The organism is Salana multivorans (assembly GCF_003751805.1).
GTDB lineage: Bacteria > Actinomycetota > Actinomycetes > Actinomycetales > Beutenbergiaceae > Salana > Salana multivorans.
Genome location: NZ_RKHQ01000001.1, coordinates 1,285,972 through 1,310,105 on the forward strand (window position 1 = coordinate 1,285,972; position 24,134 = coordinate 1,310,105).

The 24,134-nt window shown below is 71.9% G+C and carries 20 protein-coding genes; 5 read left to right on the plus strand and 15 right to left on the minus strand.

Annotated elements, in window-relative coordinates:
* The 5 genes from EDD28_RS05765 to EDD28_RS05785 form a co-directional block, all read right to left on the minus strand.
* Window positions 1–1,224, minus strand: a complete 1,224-nt coding sequence (locus EDD28_RS05765) for an ROK family protein (RefSeq protein WP_170169364.1) — start codon at window positions 1,222–1,224, stop codon at window positions 1–3.
* A gap of 201 nt (window positions 1,225–1,425) precedes the next feature.
* Entirely contained in the window at window positions 1,426–3,246 is a 1,821-nt protein-coding gene (locus EDD28_RS05770) for a glycoside hydrolase family 2 protein (protein ID WP_123738740.1), read from the minus strand.
* Window positions 3,247–3,395: 149 nt separating this feature from the next.
* Entirely contained in the window at window positions 3,396–4,235 is an 840-nt protein-coding gene (locus tag EDD28_RS05775) for a carbohydrate ABC transporter permease (protein ID WP_211339118.1), read from the minus strand.
* Complete coding sequence (locus EDD28_RS05780; protein WP_123738741.1) at window positions 4,232–5,224, minus strand: carbohydrate ABC transporter permease; 993 nt, start codon at window positions 5,222–5,224, stop codon at window positions 4,232–4,234. Before EDD28_RS05780 ends, EDD28_RS05775 begins: the two co-directional genes overlap by 4 nt.
* Window positions 5,225–5,229: 5 nt before the next feature.
* Complete coding sequence (locus EDD28_RS05785) at window positions 5,230–6,546, minus strand: ABC transporter substrate-binding protein (protein ID WP_123738742.1); 1,317 nt, start codon at window positions 6,544–6,546, stop codon at window positions 5,230–5,232.
* A 220-nt stretch (window positions 6,547–6,766) separates the two neighbouring features.
* Between EDD28_RS05785 and EDD28_RS05790 the strand changes: the two genes are divergently transcribed.
* Window positions 6,767–7,825, plus strand: coding sequence for a LacI family DNA-binding transcriptional regulator (locus EDD28_RS05790; protein ID WP_123738743.1), 1,059 nt, complete (start codon window positions 6,767–6,769; stop codon window positions 7,823–7,825).
* A gap of 23 nt (window positions 7,826–7,848) precedes the next feature.
* Here EDD28_RS05790 and EDD28_RS05795 read toward each other — a convergent pair whose 3' ends face one another.
* The 4 genes from EDD28_RS05795 to EDD28_RS05810 all read right to left on the minus strand — a co-directional run bounded on the left by EDD28_RS05795 (window position 7,849) and on the right by EDD28_RS05810 (window position 14,112).
* A complete protein-coding gene (locus EDD28_RS05795; RefSeq protein ID WP_123738744.1) occupies window positions 7,849–9,645 on the minus strand; it encodes a glycoside hydrolase family 2 protein in 1,797 nt (598 codons plus the stop codon).
* Between the two features lie 87 nt (window positions 9,646–9,732).
* Window positions 9,733–10,470: a TetR/AcrR family transcriptional regulator gene (locus EDD28_RS05800; protein ID WP_123739959.1), complete on the minus strand. Its 738-nt coding sequence runs from the start codon at window positions 10,468–10,470 to the stop codon at window positions 9,733–9,735.
* Window positions 10,463–12,247, minus strand: a complete 1,785-nt coding sequence (locus EDD28_RS05805) for an ABC transporter ATP-binding protein (protein ID WP_123738745.1) — start codon at window positions 12,245–12,247, stop codon at window positions 10,463–10,465. Before EDD28_RS05805 ends, EDD28_RS05800 begins: the two co-directional genes overlap by 8 nt.
* Window positions 12,244–14,112: an ABC transporter ATP-binding protein gene (locus EDD28_RS05810; RefSeq protein ID WP_123738746.1), complete on the minus strand. Its 1,869-nt coding sequence runs from the start codon at window positions 14,110–14,112 to the stop codon at window positions 12,244–12,246. Before EDD28_RS05810 ends, EDD28_RS05805 begins: the two co-directional genes overlap by 4 nt.
* Before the next feature lie 114 nt (window positions 14,113–14,226).
* Here EDD28_RS05810 and EDD28_RS05815 point away from each other — a divergent pair, with 114 nt between their 5' ends.
* Window positions 14,227–15,027 (plus strand): siderophore-interacting protein, encoded by an 801-nt coding sequence (locus tag EDD28_RS05815; RefSeq protein WP_123738747.1) that lies wholly within the window; start codon window positions 14,227–14,229, stop codon window positions 15,025–15,027.
* Between the two features lie 73 nt (window positions 15,028–15,100).
* Here the strand turns inward: EDD28_RS05815 and nrdF are convergent, their stop codons facing one another.
* From nrdF to nrdH, 4 genes are all read right to left on the minus strand, one after another.
* Window positions 15,101–16,075 (minus strand): class 1b ribonucleoside-diphosphate reductase subunit beta, encoded by a 975-nt coding sequence (gene nrdF / locus EDD28_RS05820; protein ID WP_123739960.1) that lies wholly within the window; start codon window positions 16,073–16,075, stop codon window positions 15,101–15,103.
* A 155-nt stretch (window positions 16,076–16,230) separates the two neighbouring features.
* On the minus strand, window positions 16,231–18,336 hold the full coding sequence (nrdE, locus tag EDD28_RS05825; protein ID WP_123738748.1) for a class 1b ribonucleoside-diphosphate reductase subunit alpha: 2,106 nt from the start codon (window positions 18,334–18,336) through the stop codon (window positions 16,231–16,233).
* A 41-nt stretch (window positions 18,337–18,377) separates the two neighbouring features.
* On the minus strand, window positions 18,378–18,794 hold the full coding sequence (nrdI, locus tag EDD28_RS05830; RefSeq protein ID WP_123738749.1) for a class Ib ribonucleoside-diphosphate reductase assembly flavoprotein NrdI: 417 nt from the start codon (window positions 18,792–18,794) through the stop codon (window positions 18,378–18,380).
* A gap of 157 nt (window positions 18,795–18,951) precedes the next feature.
* Window positions 18,952–19,218, minus strand: a complete 267-nt coding sequence (gene nrdH / locus EDD28_RS05835; protein WP_123738750.1) for a glutaredoxin-like protein NrdH — start codon at window positions 19,216–19,218, stop codon at window positions 18,952–18,954.
* 891 nt (window positions 19,219–20,109) lie between these two features.
* Here nrdH and EDD28_RS05840 point away from each other — a divergent pair.
* Complete coding sequence (locus EDD28_RS05840) at window positions 20,110–20,376, plus strand: acylphosphatase (RefSeq protein ID WP_123738751.1); 267 nt, start codon at window positions 20,110–20,112, stop codon at window positions 20,374–20,376.
* Window positions 20,377–20,470: 94 nt separating this feature from the next.
* Here EDD28_RS05840 and EDD28_RS05845 read toward each other — a convergent pair whose 3' ends face one another.
* Window positions 20,471–22,492, minus strand: coding sequence for a heavy metal translocating P-type ATPase (locus tag EDD28_RS05845; RefSeq protein ID WP_123738752.1), 2,022 nt, complete (start codon window positions 22,490–22,492; stop codon window positions 20,471–20,473).
* Window positions 22,493–22,580: 88 nt separating this feature from the next.
* Window positions 22,581–23,057, minus strand: coding sequence for a hypothetical protein (locus EDD28_RS05850; protein WP_123738753.1), 477 nt, complete (start codon window positions 23,055–23,057; stop codon window positions 22,581–22,583).
* A 127-nt stretch (window positions 23,058–23,184) separates the two neighbouring features.
* Here EDD28_RS05850 and EDD28_RS05855 point away from each other — a divergent pair, with 127 nt between their 5' ends.
* Window positions 23,185–23,541, plus strand: a complete 357-nt coding sequence (locus tag EDD28_RS05855; RefSeq protein WP_123738754.1) for an iron chaperone — start codon at window positions 23,185–23,187, stop codon at window positions 23,539–23,541.
* Between the two features lie 77 nt (window positions 23,542–23,618).
* Entirely contained in the window at window positions 23,619–24,122 is a 504-nt protein-coding gene (locus tag EDD28_RS05860) for a VOC family protein (RefSeq protein WP_170169365.1), read from the plus strand.
* Window positions 24,123–24,134: the final 12 nt, after the last annotated feature.

A 24,134-nucleotide genomic window follows, 5' to 3' on the forward strand; every position in this document is an offset into this window, starting at 1 on the left:
TCACTCGGCCGCGGACAGCAGCGCCGTCGCGTGGGGCGACAGGGCGCGGTCGAGGACGAGACTCGCGGCGCCGACGGCGCCGACCCAGATGCCGAGGTCCGTCCCCTCGACCTCGACCGCGTGCAGGTCCCGCATCGTGCCGAACCGGCCGAGCTCCTCGGTGGCGGCGGGGACGACGTACGGACGCATCCGCTCCCAGTTGGCGCCGCCGACGACGACCCGGTCGGCGTCGAGCAGGTCGGCGACGAGGACGATCCCGTGGGCGATCCGGCGCCCGCACACCTCGAGCAGGTCACGGGCGCGCGCGTCGCCGTCGGCGGCCAGCGCCGCGAGCCGCTCCATGCGGACCTCGATCCGCCACGGCGGGAGGCTCGGGTCCCACGGCTCGAGGAGGCCGAGGTCGCCGCCCTGCTCGACGAGGTAGTCCATGGACGACGCGATCCCGATGCAGCCGCGGTTGCCGCACCAGCAGGGCGGCCCGTCCGCGTCGACGATGATGTGGCCGGTCTCCCCCGCGTTGCCGGACGCGCCGGTGAGCAGCTCGCCGTCGCGGGCGAAGGCGAAGCCGATGCCGTAGCCGAGGTAGGTGAACAGCGTCGTGCCGCGCAGGGTGTGGTGGCGCTGCCAGATCTCGGCGGCCATCGCGGCGGTGACGTCCTTCTCCAGGACCGTGGCGAGGCCGGTGGCGCTCCGGATGAGGTCGCGCAGGGGCACGTCGCCCCAGGCCAGGAGCGGTGGTCGGACCATCCGGCCGGCGTCGAGGTCGATCGGGCCAGGGGCGGCGACGCCGAGGCCGTGGAGGTGCTCGAGCTCGTGCGACTCCCGCACGTGCCGCACCTCGGCGGCGATGAGGTCGACGGTCTCGGCGGCGGTCGGGGGCAGGGGCTGGACGCGGCGGTCCACCACCGCGCCCGACAGGTCGACGAGGGCGACGGTGAGCGCGAGCGGATCGATGTGGACGCCGATCGCGTGGCCGGACTCGGGCCGCACGTGCAGCATGGTGCGCGGCTTGCCGGGCCCGGAGACGTGCCGGGCCCCCTCGACGACGCGCCGGTCGGCGATCAGCCGCGTCACGAGGTTGGTGATCGTCTGGGCCGACAGGCCGGTCAGCTCGGACAGCTCGATCCGGCTGACGCCGGTGCGGGAGCGGCGGATCTGGTCGAGGACGACCCGGAGGTTGTAGTCGCCCATCCGGGGCAGATTGGTCCCCCGTCGGCCCGACACGCTCGTCATCCTAGCCGCGGCCCCGCGGCCCCGCCCCTGGACCGAGCCGCGGCGGTGCTGGCGGTCCGGCAGCACCCGGCAGCCCCGTCCAGCACGCGGCGGCGCGGTCCCGGCGGCTCGGTCTCCGCAGCTCGACCCGGGGGAAGGCCGGCCGGCGCGACGCCCGCCGACCTTCCCCGGGTCCCGCCCGGCGGCTGCGCCTCAGCCCTCGTAGGCCGCCCGCGAGCGCTGCACGGCGCGGACCAGCTCGATGTCGACCTTCGGCCGGCGGTGGAAGTCGTACAGGCCGTTCTCCTCCTGGAACGTGTCCGTGAGCTGGGTGTAGCAGTAGCCGAACATGAGGGGGTCCTCGAGCAGGACGCGGGTCAGCCCCTCGAACCGCGCGTGCCACTCCTCCAGCGTCGCGACCCGCTCGCCGTAGCCCCAGGACTCCGACCGCTCCGGGTCGTCCGAGGACTCGCGCTGCGGCTGCCCCGCGAGCTCGGCGTTCCACCAGATGCCGCCGTACTCCGAGACGAAGTAGGGCTGGCGCCCGTAGGGCACCGAGATCGGGTGGCCGTCGTGCTCGTTGACGAACGGCCGCCCCTGCGCGAGGCCCGCCTGCTCGCGCCGGAACGCCGCGGGGTCCTGCTCGTAGGAGTGGCTGTCGTAGACGTCGGCCCCGCGCACCCGGTGGGAGTACCCCGAGGCGTCGACGACGGGCCGCGTCGGGTCGGCCGCCTTCGTCGCCAGGTACATGCCGGTCGTGACGTCGTCGAGCTGGGTGATCCGGTCGTGCAGCCACTGGTAGGTCTCGTTGAGCGGGCACCAGCCGATGATCGACGGGTGCGAGCGGTCGCGCCGCACCGCCTCGACCCACTGCGTCACGTACGACGCCGTCGGCTGCTGGTTGTCGCCCTGGGGACCGCCGCCCGAGCCCCAGTCGCCGAACTCGCCCCAGACGAGGAAGCCGAGCCGGTCCGCGTGGTAGAGGTAGCGCTCCTCGAACACCTTCTGGTGCAGCCGGGCGCCGTTGAAGCCCGCCGCCATGGCGAGCTCGATGTCCCGTCGCAGGTCCGCGTCGCTCGGCGCCGTCATGAGCGTGTCGGGCCAGTAGCCCTGGTCGAGGACGAGGCGCTGGAACACCGGCTCGCCGTTGAGGAGGATCCGGTGGCCGTCGATGGCGACGGAGCGCAGCCCGGCGTAGGACGTCACCTCGTCGACGACGGTGCCGTCCCCGTCGACCAGCCGGAGCACGAGGTCGTACAGGTGCGGGTCGTCCGGCGACCAGGTCCGCACCCGGTCCGCGGGGATCGCGAGGCGGAGCCGGGGGCCGAGGTCGTCCGCCGCGATGCTGGAGCGCGACACCTCGCCCGCGTCGTCGCTCAGGACGGCCTCGAGGACGAGCCCCCGGGTGTGCGTCGAGAGCTCGGCGGTGACGGAGAGGCTCGCGTCGGCGAGCTGCGGGACCACGTTGATCGACGCGATGTGAGCGGCCGGGACGGCCTCGAGCCACACCGTCTGCCAGATGCCGGTCGTCCGGGTGTAGAAGCAGGCGCTGTTGCCGTACGCGATCGCCTGCTTCCCGCGCGCCTGCGGCTCCCGCGGGGTGTCCCGGGCGCGGACGACGATCGTGACGTCCTCACCGGGCCGCGCGACGCCGTCGAGGTTCGCCGTGAACGGCGTGAACCCTCCCCGGTGCCGGGCGACCTCGACGCCGTTGGCCCACACGGTCGCGTCGTGGTCGACGGCACCGAGGTGCAGCAGGACGGTCCGGCCGGCCCAGTCGGCGGGGACGCGGACGGTGCGGCGGTACCAGACGGCGTGCAGGAAGTCGACGGTGCCGATGCCGGACGCCTCCGACTCGGGCGCGAACGGGACGAGGATCTCGCCCGTCAGGTCGCGGTCGCGCAGGCCGCGCTCGAGGCCCGAGTCGCCCGGGTCGACCTCGAACTGCCAGGTGCCGTTGAGGGTCAGCCAGTCGGGTCGGACGAGCTGGGGACGCGGGTGCTCGGGGCGCGGGACGTCGGGGGTGGGGGTCATGGTGTCCTCCGGTCGAGGGGTCGAGGGGTCGAGGAGCTGAGGGCTGAGGTGGCCGGGCGCGGCAGGACGCCGGGGTCGAGCGGTGTCTCGGGTGGATTCGCCGGAGCGGAGGGCGCGCCCATGCCGCGCTGCCCCCCGTCCGGTGCGGCTCAGCCCTTGAGGCCCACGTTCGCGACGCTCTCGACGATCTTGCGCTGCGCGAGGACGAACACGACGAGCGTCGGCACCGCCGAGATGACCGAGCCGGCCATCGCCAGCGGCAGGTTCGACGCGTTGGCGCTCTGCAGCAGCGGGAGCCCGGCCGTCAGCGTGAGGTTCTCCTGGCTGAACAGCACGTACGTCGGCCACAGCAGATCGTTCCAGGCCCCCAGGAAGGTCAGCACGCAGAGCGTCGAGATCGCGCCCTGCGCCTGGGGGAGCATCACCGAGGCGAAGATCCGCCACTGGTTGGCGCCGTCGATCGACGCCGCCTCCTCCAGCTCCCTCGGCAGCCCGAGGAAGAAGCCGGCGAGGAAGAACACCCCGAACGCGCCGCCGAGACCCGGCAGGATGAGGGCGAACAGGGTGTCGAGCAGCCCCAGGCTGTCGACGGTGATGTAGTTCGGGATGAGGAAGACGAACCCGGGGACGAACAGCGTCGCCACCAGGCAGCCGAAGACGATCTTGCGGCCCGGGAAGCTGAACCGGGCCAGCGCGAACGCCGCCATCGCCGCGAACGAGACCCCCAGCGCCGTCGCCGTCGTCGACACGACGACGCTGTTGAAGAACCACCGCATGACCGGGCTGGAGCCCGTCCACGTGAACAGCGGGAGGTAGTTCTCCAGCGTCGGGTTCTCCGGCAGGAGCGAGGCGCTGGTCTGCGACTCGTAGACCGTCTTGAACGACGTCGACACCATCGACAGCAGGGGCAGGACGAACACGAGCGCGAGCAGGGTCATGCCAGCGTAGAAGAAGGTCCTGCTCCCGAGCGATCCCTTGAGCGCGTTCACCGGGACCCCTTCCTCTTCCAGCCACCGCTGGTGAGCCAGAAGTTGACGATGCTCACGATGACGAGGATGAGTCCGAGCAGGTAGCCCATCGCGGCCGCCATCCCCATCCGGGACTGCTTGAGGCCGGACTCGGCGATGTACATGATCGCCGTCCTGGTGCTGTTCGCCGGGCCGCCCGTCGTCATGATGTACGGCTGGCCGAACAGGTTCGCCGACGCGAGCACCGTCGTGATGACGATGAAGATGATGACGGGCCGCAGGCCGGGCACCGTGATGTGCCAGAACTGCTGCCAGCGGTCGGCCCCGTCGAGCGACGCCGCCTCGTAGTGCTCGGACGGCACGTTCTGCAGGCCGGCGAGGAACACGATCGTGTTGAAGCCGATCGTCCACCAGACCGTCGCCACGAGGATCGAGACCCACGCCGCCGGCTGCGTCTGCAGCCACGAGATCGGCGCGAGGCCGATCCCCTTGAGGATGGCGTTGACCGGGCCGGCCTGGGCGTCGAGCAGGTAGCGCCACAGCAGACCGATGACCGAGACGGACAGCACGTAGGGCATGAAGAAGATCGCCCGGAACACCGTCCGACCGGGGAACCGTCGGTTGAGCGCGAGCGCCATCGTCATCGGGATCACGATGAGCGGAACCACCGAGATGAGCACGAAGACGCCCGTGTTGCCAAGCGACTGCCACCACAGCGAGAAGTCGCGCGAGCCCGGGGTGAACAGGTCGATGTAGTTCTGCAGCCCGACCCAGGGGCGGTAGTCGAAGTTGTAGTCGTAGTTGTGGAGGCTGATCCACACGCCGTTGATCGCCGGGTAGATGACGAACGTGACGAAGAAGACGAGGAACGGCCCGAGGAACAGCCACGGCGTGTACCAGCCGAACCGCCGGACCGGGCGGTCGACGTGGTCCGGCCTCGCCTGCCCTCCCGGGCGGGCGGCCCCGAGTCGAGCCTCGGGGCCGCCGACGTTGGACGTTGCGGTGGACATGGCGGTCAGGACCCGGAGCCGTACTTCGCCGCGTTGTCCTTGAGGATGTTGTTCGTCAGCTCGACGGCCTCGTCGAGGGCCTGCTGCGGGTCGGCACCCGAGCCGATCACCTTGACGATCGCCTGGTTGAGCGGGTCGAGCGAGTTCTCCAGACCGGGGACGCTCGGGTTGAACACCACCGTGTCGAGCTGCGCGATGAACGGCTGGAGGTTGGTGACCGCCTGGACCTCGGCGCTCTCGCGGACCGTCTTGCGGGCCGGCACCTGGTAGGCGTTGGCCCAGGTCGCCGACATCTGCGAGAGCTGGTTGACGGCGTAGGCCGCAGCCGCCTGGCGGTCGGTGTCGCCCTCGACCTGCGTCGTGATGACGAGCTGGTGCGAGCTGCCCCACACGGCCGGCTGGTCGCCGATGACGGGGAACTCGGCGGTGCCCCAGTTCAGCTCGTCGAGCGCCTCGTTGCCGGCGAACCACTCGCCGAAGAAGCCCATCGCGTTGGTACCGGCGATGAACGCCTTCTCGGCGTCGTCGACGTTCGCCGGGCTGTGGCCGTCCTCGACGAGCGAGCGCAGCCAGGTGAGGGCCTCCACGCCGGCCGGGGAGTTGAAGGTCGCCTCGGTCCCGTCCTCGTTGAACTCGGAGCCGCCGAACTGCGCGATGAGGCCGCGGAACTGCCACTCGGCGTTCGGCTGCTGCCAGTGGCCCTGGATCCCGGCGGCCTTGAGCGCGTCGAGCGCCGCGTCGTACTCCTCGCGGGTGTGCGGCGGCTTCTCGGGGTCGAGGCCGGCCTTCTCGAACAGGTCCTTGTTGTAGAACAGGCCGAGCATGTGCTGGTCGAACGGGATCGAGTACCGCACGCCGTTGACCTCGCCTGCCCGCCACACCACCTGGGCGAAGTCGTCCTCGGTCAGGCCGAGGTCCGCCACGATCGCGTCGAGCCCGAGCAGCGTGCCCTGGACCGCCTGGGTCGGGATGCTCTGGACGTGGAAGACCGCGAGGTCCGGGCCCTTGTTGGAGCGGATGGCGGCCGGCGCCTTGCCGTACATGTCGGCGGCGTCCATCGACGTGACCTTGATCTGGACGTTCTCGTTGGCGGCGTTGAACTCGTCGACGATGCTGTTGAAGTACGGGCCGTCGCCGCCGGTGAACGGGTTCCAGAGCTGGAGCTCGACCTTCGGCCCGTCGTAGGAGTCCCCGGACACCTCGAGGTTGGCGCCGGGCGTCGCCGCCCCGCCGCCGCCGGAGCCTCCGCCGCAGGCGGCGAGCGCGATCGTGAGCGCTGAGGCCGTGGCGATCCCCGCCACGGTCGTGAATCGGTTCTTCATGCCTTCTCCCTTGAAGTCGTCCCGGCGGCGGGACCACCCCGGAGCCGGACGTGCGATTCAGTATTACAGCGCTGGAAGAGAGTGTCAACGATGTTTCCAGCGCTAGATTCCGTCGTCTCGGACCGTGTTCTAGCGCTGCAGTACACTGTTTGTTTCACGACGCCGGCGCCCTGACGAGGTCTGACAGACTGGTGTGCGGGTCATCGGAGGAGGGAGACAGGTGGCGCGGGTCCGACTGCAGGACGTCGCCGATCACGCGGGCGTCTCCATGAAGACCGTCTCCAACGTCGTGCGCGACCAGCCCTACGTCTCCGAGGCGATGCGCGCCCGCGTCCAGCGCTCGATCGACGCCCTCGGCTACCGGCCCAACCTCGTCGGACGTCAGCTCGCGACGGGACGGACGGGCTCCATCGCCCTTGGCATCCCGCGGCTCGCCCAGCCCTACTTCGCACGGCTCGCCAGCCTGGTCTCCGACCGCGCGCGGGAGCTCGGGTACCGCGTGCTCATCGTCGAGACCAACAGCCAGCTCGACGCCGAGCGCGCGCTCGCGCAGCGTCTCGACGCCGGGTTCGCCGACGGCGTCCTGTTCCAGCCGAGCCGGATGACGACGGAGGAGCTCGCGGGGCGCGACGACCTCCCGATGGTGCTGCTGGGCGAGAGCACCCCGCCGGCGTCGATGGACCGGGTCTGCATCGACAACGTCGCCGCCGCCCACGACGTGACCGAGCACCTCATCGCGGCCGGCCGGCGCCGCATCGCGTTCGTCGGCCACGAGGTCGAGGAGCTCTCCGACACGTCGATGCTGCGGATCGCCGGCTACGAGCGCGCCCTCGCGGCGCACGGCATCGCCGTGGACCCGGAGCTGCTCATCGCCACCGGCGGCGGCGCCGAGGGCGCCGTCCGCGAGGTCGGCGCCGCGCTCGCCGCCGGCCTCGAGATCGACGCGATCGCGTGCCGCGACGACCTGGCGGCGCTCGGGGCGCTGCGCGCGGCCCAGCGGCACGGCCTGCGGGTGCCCGACGACATCATGATCACCGGCTGGGACGACATCTTCATGACGGAGGTGTCCTACCCCAGCCTCACGACCATCTCACCGAACCTCGACGAGCTGGTCGGCACGGCGCTCGGGTTCCTGACCGAGCGCATCGACGGCCTCGACCAGCCCGGGCGGCACGTCGTGGTGCCGTACGAGCTGGTCGCGCGCGAGAGCGCGCCGGCCGGCGGGGGTGGCGGCACGGGTGCCGGTGCGGGCACGAGTGCCGCCACGGGCACGGCCTAGGGCGGCAGCCACCCCGCGACCGCCTACCGCCCGGTGATGATGCCGCGGAGCTGCTCGACGGGCAGCTTCGGCGTCCGGTCGGCGTTGAGCAGCCCGTTCGTCTCCTGCAGCGTGTCGGTGAGCTGGGTGTAGCAGTAGCCGGCCAGCACCCGGCTGGCGCGCACCCCGTCCAGGATCGCGCCGACGCGCGTCGCGAAGTCCTCGGGCGAGGTCGCGACGGAGTAGCCCCAGGCGTCCCGCCGCTGCGAGGTGTCGAAGGAGACGCCGCCGAACTCGGTGAGCATGACCGGCTTGCCGGTGACGTCGCCCGCGAGCACGAGCGGCCGGCCCGCCGGCCCGACGGTGTCGAGCATGTGGTCGATCGCGACCTGGTCGCGGTACCGCTCGGCGATGACGCCGCCGTCCCACTCGTAGTCGTGGATCGCGACGACGTCGGTGTCCACCTGCTCCCAGCCGTCGTTGCAGACCACCGGCCGGGTCGCGTCGACCGCGCGCGTGAGCGCCGTGATGGCGCGGGCGAACTCGACCATCCGGTGGTCGTAGCGGATGTACTGGACGCCCCAGCTCTCGTTCAGCGGCACCCACGCGACGATCGACGGGTGGGAGTAGTCCCGCTCGACGACGCGGAGCCACTCGGCGATCGTGCGCTCGACGGCCGTCGGTCCGAACGCGAGCGCGGCCGGCGCCTCGCCCCAGAGCAGCAGGCCCAGGCGGTCGGCCCAGAACAGCAGCCGGGGGTCCTCGTACTTCTGGTGCAGCCGGGCCGCGTTGAAGCCGAGCTCCTTGATCAGCTCGACCTCGCGGCGCAGCGCCTCCGCGCTGGGCGCCGCCAGGTGGCTGTCGGGCCAGTAGCCCTGGCTGAGCACCGAGCGCAGGTAGTACGGCTCGCCGTTGAGCGCGAACCGGCCGCCCTCGACGCCGGCCGTCCGCAGGCCCAGGTAGGACGCGACGACGTCGTCGCCCACCCGCACGACGGCGTCGACGAGCCTCGGCCGGTCCGGGTGCCACACCATCGCGTGGTAGCCCTGGCCGTTGACGACGTCCGGGAGCTGGAGGGTCACCTCGAGCTCGGGCTCGGTGGTCTGGGTCGCCACCCGCGCGATCCGTCGGCCGTCGAAGGACAGCTCGACCTCGACCGGCGTCTCGCCGCTCGGCCGCTCGCCGAGCACGATCCGCGCGACGACGCTCGCCCGCGGCACGTCGACCGTCCAGTGCAGGACGCCGACGGCGACGGGCGGGACCGACTCGAGCCACACGGGCTGCCAGATGCCGGAGGTCCGGTGGTACCAGATGGCGTGCGGCTCGTCCTGCCAGTCCTGCTTCCCGCGGGGCTGGGCGGCGTCGCGCGGGTCGTCGTACGCCCGCACGACGACCGAGTGGGTCGCCGTGTCGGCCAGGGCGTCGGTGACGTCGAACGAGAACGGCGTCTGGCCGCCGACGTGCCCGCCGACGCACGTGCCGTCGACCCAGACCTCGCACCGGTAGTCGACGGCGCCGAAGTTGAGCCGCAGCCGGCGGCCGGGCGCGTGGCCCGCGGCGGCCAGCTCGTCCGCCGTCACCTCGCGCTGGTACCAGAAGACGCTGCGGGGGGTCGGGTCGCCGATGCCGGACGCGGCCGACTCGGGCGGGAACGGCACCTGGATCGTCCGGTCGAAGCCGCGGCTGGTGTGCCAGCCGGCCGCGCGGCCGGCGTCCTCGTCGTCGAAGGCGAACGTCCACGGTCCGCTGAGGTCGGCCCAGCTCTCGCGCAGGAGCTGGGGGCGGGGGTACGTGCCGTCCTGGAGGCTGGCGCGGACGTCGGCATGATCGACAGTGGTCATGCGGCGACCGTAGTCAACTCTTTCAGCGCTGTAAAGCGGACGCAGCGAATGATCCCGACCGAGGATGCCGCGGACCGCGATGCGCGGTCAGAACTCCGGCCAGTCGTCCGCGAGCCCGCGGAGGATGAACTCGACCTTCGCGTCCATGACGCGACGCCCGGTCCACGACTCCTCCGGGCGCAGGATCACGTCGGCGTCGCCGACCGCGTCCCGGACCGTCGCCAGCCCGGTCCGGCCGTCCTCGCGCACCGTGCGCATGGACTCGACGCCGAGGTGGGAGGCGAACACCGTGTCGCCGATGAAGTCGAGCGCGAACATGACCTGTCCCGGCGTCCTCCCCTGCGCGCCGAGGTGCTCGGCGTAGGCGCGCAGGGCCGGCTCGATCCGGGTGGGCGCCGCCGGGTAGGAGTAGACGAGCCGGCTCAGGCCCGGGAACTGCTCGCACAGACGCCAGCACTCGTCGGCCCAGAGGCGGAGCACCTCGCGCCACGACGCGCCCGGCTCCGGGAGCGCGAGCGTCGCCCCGGCGGCGTCGAGGCACGCGATCACGAGGTCGTCCCGGGAGGGGAAGAGCCGGTAGATCGCCGGGGTGACGACGCCGAGCCGGTCGGCGACCGCGGCGAGCGTGAAGCGGTCGACGCCCTCGGCGATCGCCGCGGCGACGACGTCGGCCGCGGTGAACGCCGGCTTCCGGCCGACCTTCCGGCCGCCGGGCGGGGACCCCCGGCGCGGCACGAGCTGCGTCGTCGGCTGGGAGCGCCGCACGGTGCCGGGCGGCGGCGGGCTCACCGGCGGCAGCGCGCGGTCCGGGGTCGTCTCAGGCATCACCGTCGATCCTGGTCCCCGACGCCTCGAGGCGCCACCCCTGCGCCCGGTGCAGCCGGTCCCAGAATCGCGCGTACGTGCCGCCGGCGGCCAGCAGCTCCTCGTGCGTCCCCTGCGCCTCCACCGTTCCGTCGTCGTCGAGCGCGACGATCCGGTCCGCGGCGGCGATGGTGTCGAGCCGGTGCGCGATGACGAGGATCGTGGCCTGCGCGCGCAGGCGCTCGATGGCCGCGATGACGTTCGCCTCGTTCTCGACGTCGAGCGCCGACGTGGCCTCGTCGAGCAGCACGATCGGCGACCGCTTGAGCAGCGCGCGGGCGATCGCGACGCGCTGCCGCTCGCCGCCGGACAGCGCCCGGCCGCCCTCACCGACGCGCGAGGCCCAGCCGTCCGGCAGCCGCTCGGCGATCTCGGTGACGCCGGCGAGGTCGGCGGCCTCGCGGACCTCCCCGGGGCTCGCGTCCTCGCGCCCGACGGCGACGTTCGCCTCCAGGCTGTCGTCGAAGAGGTACACGTCCTGGAAGACCATCGAGAGCTGCGCCATGAGCTGCTCGCCCGTCTGCTCCGTCACGGGCAGACCGCCGACGCGGACGGTGCCGCCGTCGGCGTCGTAGAAGCGGCTGACGAGCCGGGCGATCGTGGTCTTGCCGCTGCCGGACGGGCCGACGAGGGCCACCATCGACCCGGCGGGCACGGACAGCGACACGTCGCGCAGCACCGGCTCGCCGCCCGGGGCGTAGGCGAAGGTGACGCGGTCGAGCGCGATGGAACCGGGCTCGCTGAGCGTGCCGGGCGACGCGGGCTCGGGTAGCGGGGCGGCCGTGAGGACCTCGTCGATCGCGTCGAGGAGGGGGCGGCGCGACTCGAGGCTCATCGCGCTCTCGGTGATGGTCGAGAGGGTGGAGGTGAACCGCAGCGCCAGGCCGATGAAGGCGAGCGCCGGGATCGGCTGGAGCGAGCCGGTGACCGCCAGCGTCCCCGTGACCGCGATGAGCGCGACGATCACGCCCTGGGTCACCATGCCGCTGAGCAGCATGCCGACCGACTCGATCCACTGCGCCCGCCGCTGTGCCCGCAGCGTGCGCCCGAGGGCGTCGTGCAGCGGGACGAAGTCGTCGCTGCGCCCGCACGAGCGCAGGGCGCCCTGGCACTGCGCGTACTCGACGATGCGGTTGGCCAGGTTGACCTCCTCCGGCTCGTGACCGGCCCGGCCGCGGCGCATGAACGCGGTGGAGATCAGCGTGATGACGACGAAGACGGGGGCGGCCAGCGTCAGGATCAGCCCGAGCAGCGGGCTCCAGAGCCAGGCCGCGACCACGACGACGACGGCGGCCGAGAGGTGCGAGATCATCGGCCCGAACATGTGGGCGTAGATCTCGCCGGCCTGCATCAGCTCCGTCGAGACCATCCGGGACAGGCGCCCGGCCAGCGGGCGCGCGAACCAGCCGAGCGGCTGCCGCGCGACCTGGTCGCCGATCAGCCGGTGGATGCTGCGGAGGAAGTCGAGGGCGACGCCGTAGGCGCGCTGGCTCTGCCAGTAGTTGACCGCGAAGCTGACGACGGCGAGGGCCGCGAACACCCACAGCCAGCCGTCGACCCCCAGACCCCAGACGGGCTCGCCGGAGGCGAGCGAGCTGATCGCGGGGAGCATGGCTGCCAGGGCGAGACCCTCGACGACGCCGCACAGGGCGGCGATCGCCATGACGGGCCGGATCGCCTCGGGCCGGGACACCATGCGCCTCATCCGCGGCACGATGTCGATCAGTGGGAGGTTCATCGCTCGTCCTCTCCGGTGGCGGTGGTGGTGGGGTTCGCCGCGGCTCGCGCCCACAGGCGGGCGTACCCCGGCTCGGACAGCAGCTCGTCGTGGGTCCCGGCGGCGAGCACCCGGCCGCGCTCCATCAGGACGATCTGGTCGACGCCCGCGATCACCTCCGGCCGGTGCGCGATGAGGAGGACGGTCCTGCCGCGCGCCAGGTCGGAGAGTGCCTGCTGGATCTGGTGCTGCGACTCGGGGTCCGTGAGGGCGGTGGCCTCGTCGAGGACGAGGACGGGGGCGTCGACGAGGACGGCGCGCGCGATCGCGATGCGCTGCGCCTGCCCGCCGGACAGACCGCTGTCGGCGCCGTAGACGGTGTCGAACCCCTTCGGCAGCGCCTCGATCTCCTCCAGCACGCGCGCCACGCGAGCCGCCTCCCGGATCTCCTCGTCGGTGGCGTCCGGCCGACCGAGCGCGATGGTGGCGCGGAGCGAGATCGAGGGGAGCTGGGGGTCCTGCAGGACGAAGCCGACGTGGCGGTAGAGGTCGTCGATCTCGGCGACCGGGACGCCGCCGAGCCGGACCTCGCCGGACGCCGGGTCGTCGAACCGGGCGAGCAGCGTCGCGACCGTCGACTTGCCGGAGCCCGACGGTCCGACGAGCGCGGTGACCGTGCCCTCCCGCAGCTCGAACGAGACGTCCTCCAGCGCGAGCTGGCCGCGCGGGCCCTCGCGGTAGGAGTAGCTGACGCGGTCGAAGACCACGTCGTGGCCCGTCGGGTGGGCCCGCCGGCCGCTGTCGGCCAGGGTCGGCGTCTCGACCAGGTCGGTGAGCCTGCTCGCCGCCGCGCCGGCGAGCTGCGAGGACCACATCGAGCTCATCGCCACCTCGAGCCCGTACGGCACGAGAAGCGCGATCAGCGAGGTGGCGAGCACGTCGGCGGCCGTCACCTCGCCGAGGCGGACGAGCGCCGCGCCACCGCCGATGTTGACGAGCAGGACGAGCGGGACCGCGAGCAGCGAGGTGCCGAGCGAGCTGACCCGGATGAGCGGGCGCACCCAGTCGTAGTAGAACTCCTGGAACTCCTCCGCCGACTCCCGGTAGGCCCGGTGGGCCCGACCGACCCGGCCGAAGGCCTTCACGACGGTGATGCCGGTGACGAACTCGACCATCCGCGCCGAGACGACCGACAGCCTGCGGTCCATCTGGACCGTCTTCTCGCCCATCCCGCGCATGCTCATGCTCATCGCCGCCGCGTACAGCGGGACGGTCGCCACCGTGAGGAGCCCGAGGCGCCAGTCGATGGTGAAGGCGTAGGCCGTCAGGGCCAGGGGCATGACGACCGCGATCGTCCCGTCGACCGGTTGGTGCGCGATGAGGTGGTGGATCGTCCCGATGTCGTCCTGCAGGGCCTTGCGGACGCGTCCGGACGCGGTCGAGGTGAACCAGACGAGCGGCGTCCTGGCGAACCGGGCGATCATCCGCCGACGGATGAGGTCACCCAGCCGGATGTCCGCCAGGTGGGTCACGAGCAGCGCGGCGAAGTAGACGACCAGTCGGAGCACGAAGGCGCCGAGCAGGATGCCCAGCCAGCGACCGACCTCGTCGCCGTCGACGGCGACCTCGTCCCGGGCGGCATCGAGCAGGACGACGCCGATCCGCACGAGCGCGACGTACGGCACGACGGCGAGGATCCCCGACACCACGGCGAGCGCCCGGCCGACGGCCAGGCTCCCCGCCACGGGACGCATGAGGTCCTTGAGGGCTCGGGCGTCGGCGCGCTGCTGGGCTCGGGCGTCGGCACCGGGAGCCGCATCGCTCGCCGGCTCCGCCGGAGGCTCCCCCGCGGGTGCCGAGGGCCTGGGGACATCGGTCGTGGTCATGGATCTTCCCCGTCAGCTCGTCGAAGGGTACGTTAGGCGAGGCTTACCATACCCATAGATGAACGTCATTCAGAAATAAGGTCGCACCGCGACCGCGCCCGGGAGGATCACGAGATGGGTTTCGACGACGGCCGCAGGACCACCGGCATGTACACGGCGACGGTCCTGCGCACCGAGCGGATCACCCCGCACATGGTGCGGGTGACCTTCAGCGGCGACGACCTCGCGCGGCTGCCGCAGCGCGGCTACGACCACTGGTTCCGCCTGTTCCTGCCCCGCAGCGACGGGAGGACCGACTTCGCGGCGGTCCCGGAAGGGTTCGGCGTCGGCGGGTACCTGCGGTACCTCACGGCCAGGTCGGGGACGCGACCACCGGTCCGCAACTACACGGTCCGCGCACATCGTCCCGAGGTCGGCGAGCTGGACGTCGACTTCGTCGCCCACGGGGACGAGGGGATCGCCGGGCCGTGGGCCCAGCGCGCCCAGCCGGGCGAGCGGATCGCCCTCATCGACCAGGGGCGCGGCTTCGACCCCGTCGAGGACGCCGACATGGTGCTGCTGGTCGGAGACGAGTCGGCCCTGCCCGCCGTCGCGGGCATCCTGCGGGACCTGCCGCGCGAGGCCGCCGGACTGGCGATCATCGAGATCCCCGACCCGGCGGACCGGCAGGACGTGGCGGCACCGGACGGTGTCGAGGTGCGCTGGCTGGCGCGGGCCGACCCGCACGACCGGCCGGGCCTGCTGGCGCTCGACGCGGTGCGCGCGTGGACGCCGGAGCACCCGGCGACGCTGCACGCCTATCTCGCCGGCGAGCAGCAGCTCGTCGCGGAGAGCCGCCGGCACCTCGTCGCGGCCGGCGTGCCGAAGGCACGCATCGCATTCACCGGCTACTGGCGGGTCGGCCGCGCCGGCTGACCCGCCCGCGCGGCCGCCTCAGCCGTCCCGGGGTCCTGACGCCGCCGGCGGGGTCAGGACCTCGGTCGGGACCTCAGAAGTCCCAGTCGTCGTCCTCGGTGGAGACGGCCTTGCCGATGACGTAGGACGAGCCCGAGCCCGAGAAGAAGTCGTGGTTCTCGTCGGCGTTCGGCGCGAGCGCCGAGAGGATCGCCGGGTTGACCTGCGTCGCCTCCTTGGGGAACAGCGGGTCGTAGCCGAGGTTCATCAGCGCCTTGTTGGCGTTGTAGCGCAGGAACATCTTGACGTCCTCGGTCAGCCCGACGCCGTCGTAGAGGTCCTCCGTGTACTGCTCCTCGTTCTCGTAGAGCTCCATGAGCAGCTCGTACGTGTACTCCTTGATCTCGTCGCGCTTCTCCTGCGAGACCTGGGCCAGCCCCTTCTGGAACTTGTAGCCGATGTAGTACCCGTGCACGGCCTCGTCGCGGATGATGAGGCGGATGACGTCGGCCGTGTTCGTGAGCTTCGCCCGCGAGGACCACCACATGGGCAGGTAGAAGCCCGAGTAGAACAGGAACGACTCCAGCAGCGTCGAGGCGACCTTGCGCTTGAGCGGCTCGTCGCCCCGGTAGTACCTCATGACGATCTCGGCCTTGCGCTGGAGGTTCGGGTTCTCCTCCGACCAGCGGAACGCCTCGTCGATCTCCCGCGTGGAGCACAGCGTCGAGAAGATCGAGGAGTAGCTCTTCGCGTGGACCGACTCCATGAACGCGATGTTCGTGTAGACGGCCTCCTCGTGCGGCGTGAGCGCGTCCGGGATGAGGCTGACCGCGCCGACCGTCCCCTGGATCGTGTCCAGGAGCGTCAGCCCGGTGAACACCCGCATCGTGAGGACCTTCTCCTCCTCGGTGAGGGTCCCCCAGGACGGGATGTCGTTCGACACCGGCACCTTCTCGGGGAGCCAGAAGTTCCCCACGAGACGGTCCCAGACCTCGAGGTCCTTCTCGTCCTCGATCCGGTTCCAGTTGATGGCCTGAACCCGGCTCACCAGCTTGAGCTTCTCACTGATCACAACTCACAACTTTCTCATCGAGCGCTCCGTGCCCTGCACGCAACGCGACCCACGGGAGGGGCGTGGTGGCGACCCTCCGGTGCGGTGGGCGTAGCCGCGAGGAACGAGCGGCGGGGCAGAGGGTCGCCACCACGCCCCTCCCCCGAACAGCACTACAGCGTGCAGGACACGCAGCCCTCGACCTCGGTCCCCTCGAGGGCCGCCTGGCGCAGGCGGATGTAGTACAGCGTCTTGATGCCCTTGCGCCAGGCGTAGATCTGGGCCTTGTTGACGTCGCGCGTCGTCGCCGTGTCCTTGAAGAACAGCGTCAGCGACAGCCCCTGGTCGACGTGCTGGGTCGCCGCCGCGTAGGTGTCGATGATCTTCTCGAACCCGATCTCGTACGCGTCCTTGTAGTACTCCATGTTGTCGTCCGACAGGTAGGGCGCCGGGTAGTAGACCCGGCCGATCTTGCCCTCCTTACGGATCTCGATCGGCGCGACGATCGGGTGGATCGAGCTCGTCGAGTGGTTGATGTAGGAGATCGAGCCGGTCGGCGGGACGGCCTGGAGGTAGGCGTTGTAGATGCCGCTGGCCATGACGGACGCCTTGAGCTCGCGCCAGTCCTCCTGCGTCGGGATCGCGATGCCGGCCGCGGCGAACAGGTCGCGCACGCGCTCGGTCGCCGGCTCCCACGCCCGCTCGGTGTACTTGTCGAAGTACACGCCGCTGGCGTAGTCGGAGTCCTCGAACCCCTCGAAGGTCGTGCCGCGCTCGATGGCCAGCTCGTTGGAGGCCTTCAGGGCGTGGAACGCCACGGTGTAGAAGTACATGTTCGTGAAGTCGATGCCCTCCTCGCTGCCGTAGTGGATGCGCTCCTTGGCGAGGTAGCCGTGCAGGTTCATCTGGCCGAGGCCGATCGAGTGGGACGCCTCGTTCCCGCGCTCGACCGACGGCACCGACGTGATGTGCGTCTGGTCGGACACGGAGGTGAGCGAGCGGATCGACGTCGCGATCGTGCGGCCGAAGTCCGGCGACTCCATGGCCTTGGCGATGTTGAGCGAGCCGAGGTTGCAGGAGATGTCCCGCCCGATGTGCTCGTAGCTGAGGTCGTCCTTGTAGGTCGACGCGGTCGAGACCTGGAGGATCTCCGAGCACAGGTTGGACATGGTGACGCGGCCGGCGATGGGGTTGGCCGCGTTCACCGTGTCCTCGAACACGATGTACGGGTAGCCCGACTCGAACTGGATCTCGGCGAGGATCTGGAAGAACTCGCGCGCCTTGATCTTGGTCTTGTGGATGCGGCCGTCGTCGACCATCTCGCGGTACTTCTCCGTCACGGAGATCTCGGAGAACGGGACGCCGTAGATCCGCTCGACGTCGTACGGCGAGAACAGGTACATGTCCTCGTTGTTCTTGGCCAGCTCGAACGTGATGTCCGGGATGACGACGCCGAGGGACAGCGTCTTGATGCGGATCTTCTCGTCCGCGTTCTCCCGCTTGGTGTCGAGGAAGCGGAGGATGTCCGGGTGGTGCGCGTTGAGGTACACCGCGCCGGCACCCTGGCGGGCGCCGAGCTGGTTGGCGTAGGAGAAGGAGTCCTCGAGGAGCTTCATCACGGGGATGACGCCGGAGGACTGGTTCTCGATCTTCTTGATCGGGGCGCCGTGCTCGCGCAGGTTCGACAGGAGCAGCGCGACGCCGCCGCCGCGCTTGGACAGCTGCAGCGCCGAGTTGATGCCGCGCGCGATCGACTCCATGTTGTCCTCGATGCGCAGGAGGAAGCACGAGACGAGCTCGCCGCGCTGCTGCTTGCCGGCGTTGAGGAAGGTGGGCGTCGCCGGCTGGAACCGGCCGGAGATGACCTCGTCGACGATGTCGAGCGCGAGCTGCTCCTCGCCGGCCGCGAGCGTGAGGGCGACCATGACGACGCGGTCCTCGAACCGCTCGAGGTAGCGCTTCCCGTCGAACGTCTTGAGCGTGTACGACGTGTAGTACTTGAACGCGCCGAGGAACGTGGAGAAGCGGAACCGCTTGCCGTACGCGAAGTCCCAGATGTGGTGGAGGAACTCGGTCGAGTACTGCGCGAGGACCTCGGGCTCGTAGTAGCCCTCCTCCTGGAGGTAGGTCAGCTTCTCGTCGAGGTTGTGGAAGAACACGGTGTTCTGGTTCACGTGCTGCAGGAAGTACTGCCGCGCGGCTGCCCGGTCGGCGTCGAGCTGGAGCCGTCCGTCCGGCCCGTACAGGTTGAGCATCGCGTTGAGGGCGTGGTAGTCCATGCCCTCGAACCGCGGGTCGTGGTGCTCGGCGTAGTGCGGGGTCAGGCCGGGATCTGCGAGCGTTGTAGCCAAAACTGTGCCAATCCTTCGCGGACGCGAGTGACGTCCTGGTCGGTTCCGAGAAGCTCGAAGCGGTAGAGGTAGGGGACCCCGCACTTGGCGGCGACGATGTCCCCGGCCAGGCAGAACGCCTCGCCGAAGTTCGTGTTGCCGGCGGCGATGACCCCGCGCAGCAGACCGCGGTTGTGGGGGTCGTTGAGGAAGCTGATGACCTGCTTGGGGACCGCGCCGCCCTCGGCGCCGTACCCGTAGGTCGGGAGGACGAGGACGAACTCCTCGTCCGCCCTCAGGTGGGGCTCGGACCTGCGCAGCGGGATCCGGTGCGCGGGCAGTCCGAGCCTGGACACGAAGCGGTGGGTGTTCTCGGAGACCGAGGAGAAGTAGACCAGTCGCGCCATCGGTCCTCCTCCTCGACCCAGCCGGTGCGCCTGCGCCGGCACCCTCCGTCGTCCGTTGAACACACGCTCGCCCGGGTGGACGGGGTGCGACCCCGGGCGGTCGGGCTCCGAGCCGCGCCGGGGGCTGCGACCGCCGCCCGGCACGACCGTGGGCCCGTCAGGCGCTGACGGCCGCCTCGACCACGGAGGTCTCGGCCTGCGCCGCCACGAGCGCCTTGATCTTGTCCGGGCGGAAACCGGCCCAGTGGTCGCCGCCGGCGAACACGACGGGTGCCTGCTGGTAGCCGAGCGCCTTGACCGTGTCGAGCGCCTCGGCGTCCTCCGAGAGGTCGACGACGGTGTACTCGAGCCCGTGCTTGTCCAGCGCCCGGTAGGTAGCCGAGCACTGGACGCAGTTCGGCTTGCTGAAGACGGTGATGCTCACTCGAATCCCCTTGTCACGCTCGGCCCCTCGGCCTCGCACCAGTTCTGCCCCACCCGTGTAGTTACACGGCTGTCGTTCATGTCCGGGTGTGAAGCGGCCCGGGCTGTGAACACTACACCTAGTGGTCGAGTCGTAGCAGTACCCCCAGATGTCGTGTCGCGTGTCGTGTCGGCCGAATCGCCTCCGCCGGCTCCGTCCACCGGTGTGCACGCCCCGTCGTCCCCCGATGTGGACGCTCGGGGAGGCCGATCGCGCGATCCGCACGGTCCCAACGACGACGACGCGGGAGCCTTGTCCACGGGCTGTGGACAGGGCTGGGGATGCCCTGTGCACGGCCTCCGGACGCCCCCGGCGCCGGACGCGGGCTGACGCCTCCTCGCGAGTCCGCAGCTCGGGCGTGGCGACATCTCGTCCCGGCGTGTCGCGCCACCGCGGGGGTGTCGGGACGAGCACGTCGCGACGACCGGGCCGACCCCGGAGCGGGCGTGCGGCGGGTGCACCGCGGGTGCACCGCGGCGGTGGCGTCGCCCGGCCCGGGCACACCGCGTCGCGCCGGTGGCGTCACCCGTTCCGCGGTCGACCGCCCCGCGGCCGGCCGGGTGGTCGACCGCACGATCGATGCGCTGCGTCCTCATGACACGACCCTGCCACCGAGGTCCGACATCGACGATGGGAGCGCCCCGATCGCCGGGCCTCCGGGGGCTGACCGTCGCCCTGCCGGGCCGAGCTCCGACATCGGGGTGGACTCGATCGCCATACGCGACCGGGTCCACCCCGGTATCGGAGGTCGGCCGGCCGCGGCCACCGGCCCACAGCGACTGCCCGGATCACCGGGCCTCCTCGCCCGCCAAAGCCGTGGTGGACCGCCCCGACATGGGGCATCGTGGAGTGATGCGACGCGTCCACGTCATCATCACGGGCCACGTCCAGGGTGTCGGCTTCCGCTGGGGCACCCGGCAGGAGGCCCTGTCCCTCGGGTTGACCGGCTGGGTCTGCAATCTCGACGACGGCTCCGTCGAGGCCGAGGCCGAGGGACCGCCCGGCGCCGTCGAGGACCTGCTCGCCTGGCTGCGGGTCGGCCCGCGCTTCTCGCGGGTCACCGACGTCGCGGTCCAGGAGGTCGAGCCGGCCGGCGACACCGGGTTCGCGCTGCGCTGACGGTCCCGTCTCACGAACGAGACCCCGGGCCCCGAGGCCGACCTCCCGGAGGTCCCGCCACCGGTCGCTCCTGCCGCTCGCGCGGAGCGCCGCCTCACGCCACCGGCATCCCGGGCCGGGCCCCCGTCCCCACGACGGAGCCGACCGGCGCCCCGGCGACCGGCACGTCAGCCGATCCCGGCGCCCCGCCGACGCGGCCCCCGGCCCTGCCGGCCGGGTCTCCGGCCTCTCCGGCCAAGCCCCCAGCACCAGCCCCGACGCGCGGGAACGCCGGCAGCGCGCCGCCGAGCGCCCGCAGCGCGTAGAGGATCGCCGCGAGGTCGACGAGCTCCTGCGTGAGCGCCCCGGCCACCGCCGGGATCGCGCCCGTCGTGGCCACGAGCATGAGCCCGAGGCTCAGCCCGATCCCGATCCAGATCGCCGTCAGCGCCACGCGCACGGTCTGCTGACCGATCGCCACGGCGACCGGCACCTTCCCGAGATCGTCCTGGAGGACGACGGCGTCGGCCGCCTCGCCCGCGGCCGTCGCCCCGCGCGCACCCATCGCGACGCCGACGTCGGCCGCCGCGAGCACGGGTGCGTCGTTGACCCCGTCGCCGACCATCATGACCGGCCGCGGGGACAGCTCGGCGCACAGCCGGACCTTGTCGGCCGGCAGCAGGTCGGCGTGGACCTGCGTGATCCCGACGCGCTCGGCGATCGCACGCGCCGTCGCCCCGGCGTCACCCGTCAGCATCGCGACCTTCGCCACGCCGTGCCCGCGCAGCCAGGAGACGACGGGGGCGGACTCGGCCCGCACGTCGTCGGCGAGCACGAGCACCCCGGCGAACCGCCCGTCGACGGCCACGTAGGCCGCCACCTGCCCCGGCGCCAGCACGGGGGGCTCGACGTCGCCCGTCACGACGCCGGCGACGAACCCGCGCTTGCCGACGACGACGGTGCGCCCGTCGATCCTCGCCGACACGCCGTTCGTCGCGACCTCCCGCGCCTCCGTGGCCGCGAGGAGCGACAGTCCGCGGTGCGCGGCGGCCTCGCGGATGCCCGCCGCGAGCACGTGGGTCGAGTACTGCTCGGCCGAGGCCGCGAGCCGCAGCAGCTCGTCATCGCCCAGCGGCGCGGCCGGGACCACCGCCTCCAGCGCCGGCCGCCCGTACGTGAGCGTCCCGGTCTTGTCGAACGCGACGGCGCGCACCCGCGCCAGCCGCTCGAGGACGGCACCGCCCTTGACGATGACGCCCTGCCGCGCGCTGCGGGACAGCCCGCCGAGGAACGCGACCGGCGCGGCGATGAGCAGCGGGCAGGGCGTCGCGAGCACGAGCACCTCGGCGAACCGGGTCGGCTCGCCGGAGACCCACCACGCGACGCCGGCGATGAGGAGCGAGACCGCGGTGAACGGCACGGCGAACCGGTCGGCCAGCCGCACGACGGGCGCCCTGGACGACTGCGCCTGCGCGACGAGCGCGACGATCTGCTGGTACTGGCTGTCGGCTGCCACACGCGTCGCACGCACGCGCACCGCCTGCGTGCCGTTGACCGAGCCCGACAGCACGGCCGCCCCCGCCGTCACCGGCACCGGGAGCGGCTCGCCCGTCAAGGAGGACTCGTCGAGCTCGCCCGCCGGCGAGAGCAGGTCGCAGTCCACCGGCACCACCTCGGCCGGGCGCACGAGCAGGACGTCGCCGACGGCCACCTCCGCCACGGGGACGTCGCGCGTCCCGTCGTCGCCCGCCTCGGGATCGACGACGACGTGGGCGACCTGCGGCGAGCGGTCCAGCAGCGAGGTCAGCTCGCGCGCGGCGCGGCGCTCGGCGTAGTCCTCCAGGGCCTCGCCTCCGGTCAGCATGAGGACGATGAGGAGCGCGGCGACGTGCTCACCGACGGCGAGCGTCGCGATCATCGCCACGAGCGCGAGGACGTCGAGGCCGACGTGACGGGCCAGCAGCTGGCGCACCATGTCGACGCCGTTCCACGCGATCATCGCCACCACCCAGGCGGTCGCGACCCAGCGCGACGCCGGCCCCGCGTCGGCGACGGCGAGCGCGAGCACGACCAGCCCGACCGCGAGCGTCGCGACGAGCAGGGGATAGCGACGAACCCCGTTCACGAGCCTGGTCATGCCATGAGCATCACTCGTTCTTCGACGCTCCGCCAGGAAGGATAGGCGTGCTTGAGCCCACTTGAGGCGACCCTGCGCCGAGGGTTGGTCAGCCTTCGGTGGCTCCCGCGACGGCGCGGCGGACCAGCTCGTCCAGGCGCGCGGCGACGGCGTCGTCGATGTCGAGGACGGCGTACGACGTGGCCCACATCGGCCCGTCGTCGAGCGCAGCGTTGTCCTGGAAGCCGACGGTGGCGTAGCGCACGCCGAACTTGCTGGCCGGCTGCAGGAAGACCAGCACCTTCTGCCCGTCGGAGAACGCCGGCATCCCGTACATCGTGCGCGGCAGGAGGTCGGGGGCCGCGGCCCGCACGATCGCGTCGAACCGCTCGGCGATCGTCCGGTCGGGCTCCGGGAGCGCGGCGACCGCGTCAGCGAACGCCTGCGCGTCGGCGGCCAGCTTGGCCTCCTTCTTCTCGCGCGACGCGGCCCGGCGCTTCTCGGCCGCGTACTCCTTCATCGCCGCCCTCTCGGCCGCGCTGAACGTCGGGGTCTTCTCGGCCTTCTCGGCCTTCCTCTCAGCCATGCGCCCATCCTCCGCCCGCACCGCGGTGAAGCGGAAGGGTGACGGAGGGGCGCTCGACGGGGACGTCGGAGGATCCCGCCGCCGCGCGGTCGTCGACGGGACGGACGGCCGGTGCCATGATCGGCGCATGGGCACCGTCGACGACTACCTGGCCGAGCTGAACCCCGCCGACGCGGCCGTGGTGGGGCACGTGTACGACGTCGCCCGCGAGGCGGCACCGGAGGCGACGCAGGGCACGAGCTACGGCATGCCGGCGCTCGTGCTCGACGGGAAGGGGCTGCTGTCGGTCATGCGCGCCCGCGCGCACGTCGGGGTCTACCCCTACTCGGCGGCGGTGGTGAGCGAGGTGGCCCCGGAGGTCGAGGCGGTGCCGGAGACGTCGCTCGCCAAGGGGACGATCCGGTTCCAGCCGGGACACCCGCTGCCGGACGACGTCGTCCGGCTCATCGTGCGCACGCGGATCGCGCAGATCCGCGGTTCCTGACCGGGCCCAGCGACCGGTCCGTCGGCCGCCCGGCTCGCACCCTGTTGGATGTCGGTGCTCGGTGGCAGCATCGGCCCATGAGCAACGAGACCTCTCCCGAACCCCGTCCCGGCGACCGCGGGCCGGCCGCGCCGTACACCGTCCAGGTCGCGATCGACACGACCGATCCCCACGCCCTCGCCGACTGGTGGGCCGAGGCTCTCGGCTGGGTGGTCGAGCCCCAGGACGAGTCGTTCATCCGGAGCATGATCGCGCAGGGCTACGCGACCGAGGAGGACACGATCGTCCACAACGGCGCGCTGGTGTGGCGCGCGGGCGCGGCCATCCGGCACCCGGACGGGCTCGACGTCGCGCCGCGCCTCCTGTTCCAGCCCGTGCCGGAGCCGAAGACCGTGAAGAACCGGGTGCACCTCGACCTGCGCGCGGCGGGCGAGCCCGCGACGCCGCCGGACCCGGCCGAGCTCGACCGGCTCCTCGCCCTCGGGGCGCGCGAGCTGAGCCGGGGACGCCAGGGTCCGCACGGCTGGGTCGTGCTCGCCGACCCCGAGGGCAACGAGTTCTGCGTCAGCGTCGCCGGCTGAGCCGTCGACCCC

What these genes read in the sequence shown, in the direction of transcription:
- EDD28_RS05855 (WP_123738754.1), top strand. Translation starts at nt 23,185, where the DNA reads ATGGGCACCGTCGACGACTACCTGGCCGAGCTGAACCCCGCCGACGCG.
- EDD28_RS05840 (WP_123738751.1), top strand. Translation starts at nt 20,110, where the DNA reads ATGCGACGCGTCCACGTCATCATCACGGGCCACGTCCAGGGTGTCGGC.
- EDD28_RS05800 (WP_123739959.1), bottom strand. Translation starts at nt 10,470, where the DNA reads ATGCCTGAGACGACCCCGGACCGCGCGCTGCCGCCGGTGAGCCCGCCG.
- EDD28_RS05810 (WP_123738746.1), bottom strand. Translation starts at nt 14,112, where the DNA reads ATGACCACGACCGATGTCCCCAGGCCCTCGGCACCCGCGGGGGAGCCT.
- EDD28_RS05785 (WP_123738742.1), bottom strand. Translation starts at nt 6,546, where the DNA reads ATGAAGAACCGATTCACGACCGTGGCGGGGATCGCCACGGCCTCAGCG.
- nrdE (WP_123738748.1), bottom strand. Translation starts at nt 18,336, where the DNA reads ATGGACTACCACGCCCTCAACGCGATGCTCAACCTGTACGGGCCGGAC.
- EDD28_RS05780 (WP_123738741.1), bottom strand. Translation starts at nt 5,224, where the DNA reads ATGTCCACCGCAACGTCCAACGTCGGCGGCCCCGAGGCTCGACTCGGG.
- EDD28_RS05845 (WP_123738752.1), bottom strand. Translation starts at nt 22,492, where the DNA reads ATGACCAGGCTCGTGAACGGGGTTCGTCGCTATCCCCTGCTCGTCGCG.
- EDD28_RS05860 (WP_170169365.1), top strand. Translation starts at nt 23,619, where the DNA reads ATGAGCAACGAGACCTCTCCCGAACCCCGTCCCGGCGACCGCGGGCCG.
- EDD28_RS05850 (WP_123738753.1), bottom strand. Translation starts at nt 23,057, where the DNA reads ATGGCTGAGAGGAAGGCCGAGAAGGCCGAGAAGACCCCGACGTTCAGC.
- nrdI (WP_123738749.1), bottom strand. Translation starts at nt 18,794, where the DNA reads ATGGCGCGACTGGTCTACTTCTCCTCGGTCTCCGAGAACACCCACCGC.
- EDD28_RS05770 (WP_123738740.1), bottom strand. Translation starts at nt 3,246, where the DNA reads ATGACCCCCACCCCCGACGTCCCGCGCCCCGAGCACCCGCGTCCCCAG.
- EDD28_RS05805 (WP_123738745.1), bottom strand. Translation starts at nt 12,247, where the DNA reads ATGAACCTCCCACTGATCGACATCGTGCCGCGGATGAGGCGCATGGTG.
- EDD28_RS05795 (WP_123738744.1), bottom strand. Translation starts at nt 9,645, where the DNA reads ATGACCACTGTCGATCATGCCGACGTCCGCGCCAGCCTCCAGGACGGC.
- EDD28_RS05815 (WP_123738747.1), top strand. Translation starts at nt 14,227, where the DNA reads ATGGGTTTCGACGACGGCCGCAGGACCACCGGCATGTACACGGCGACG.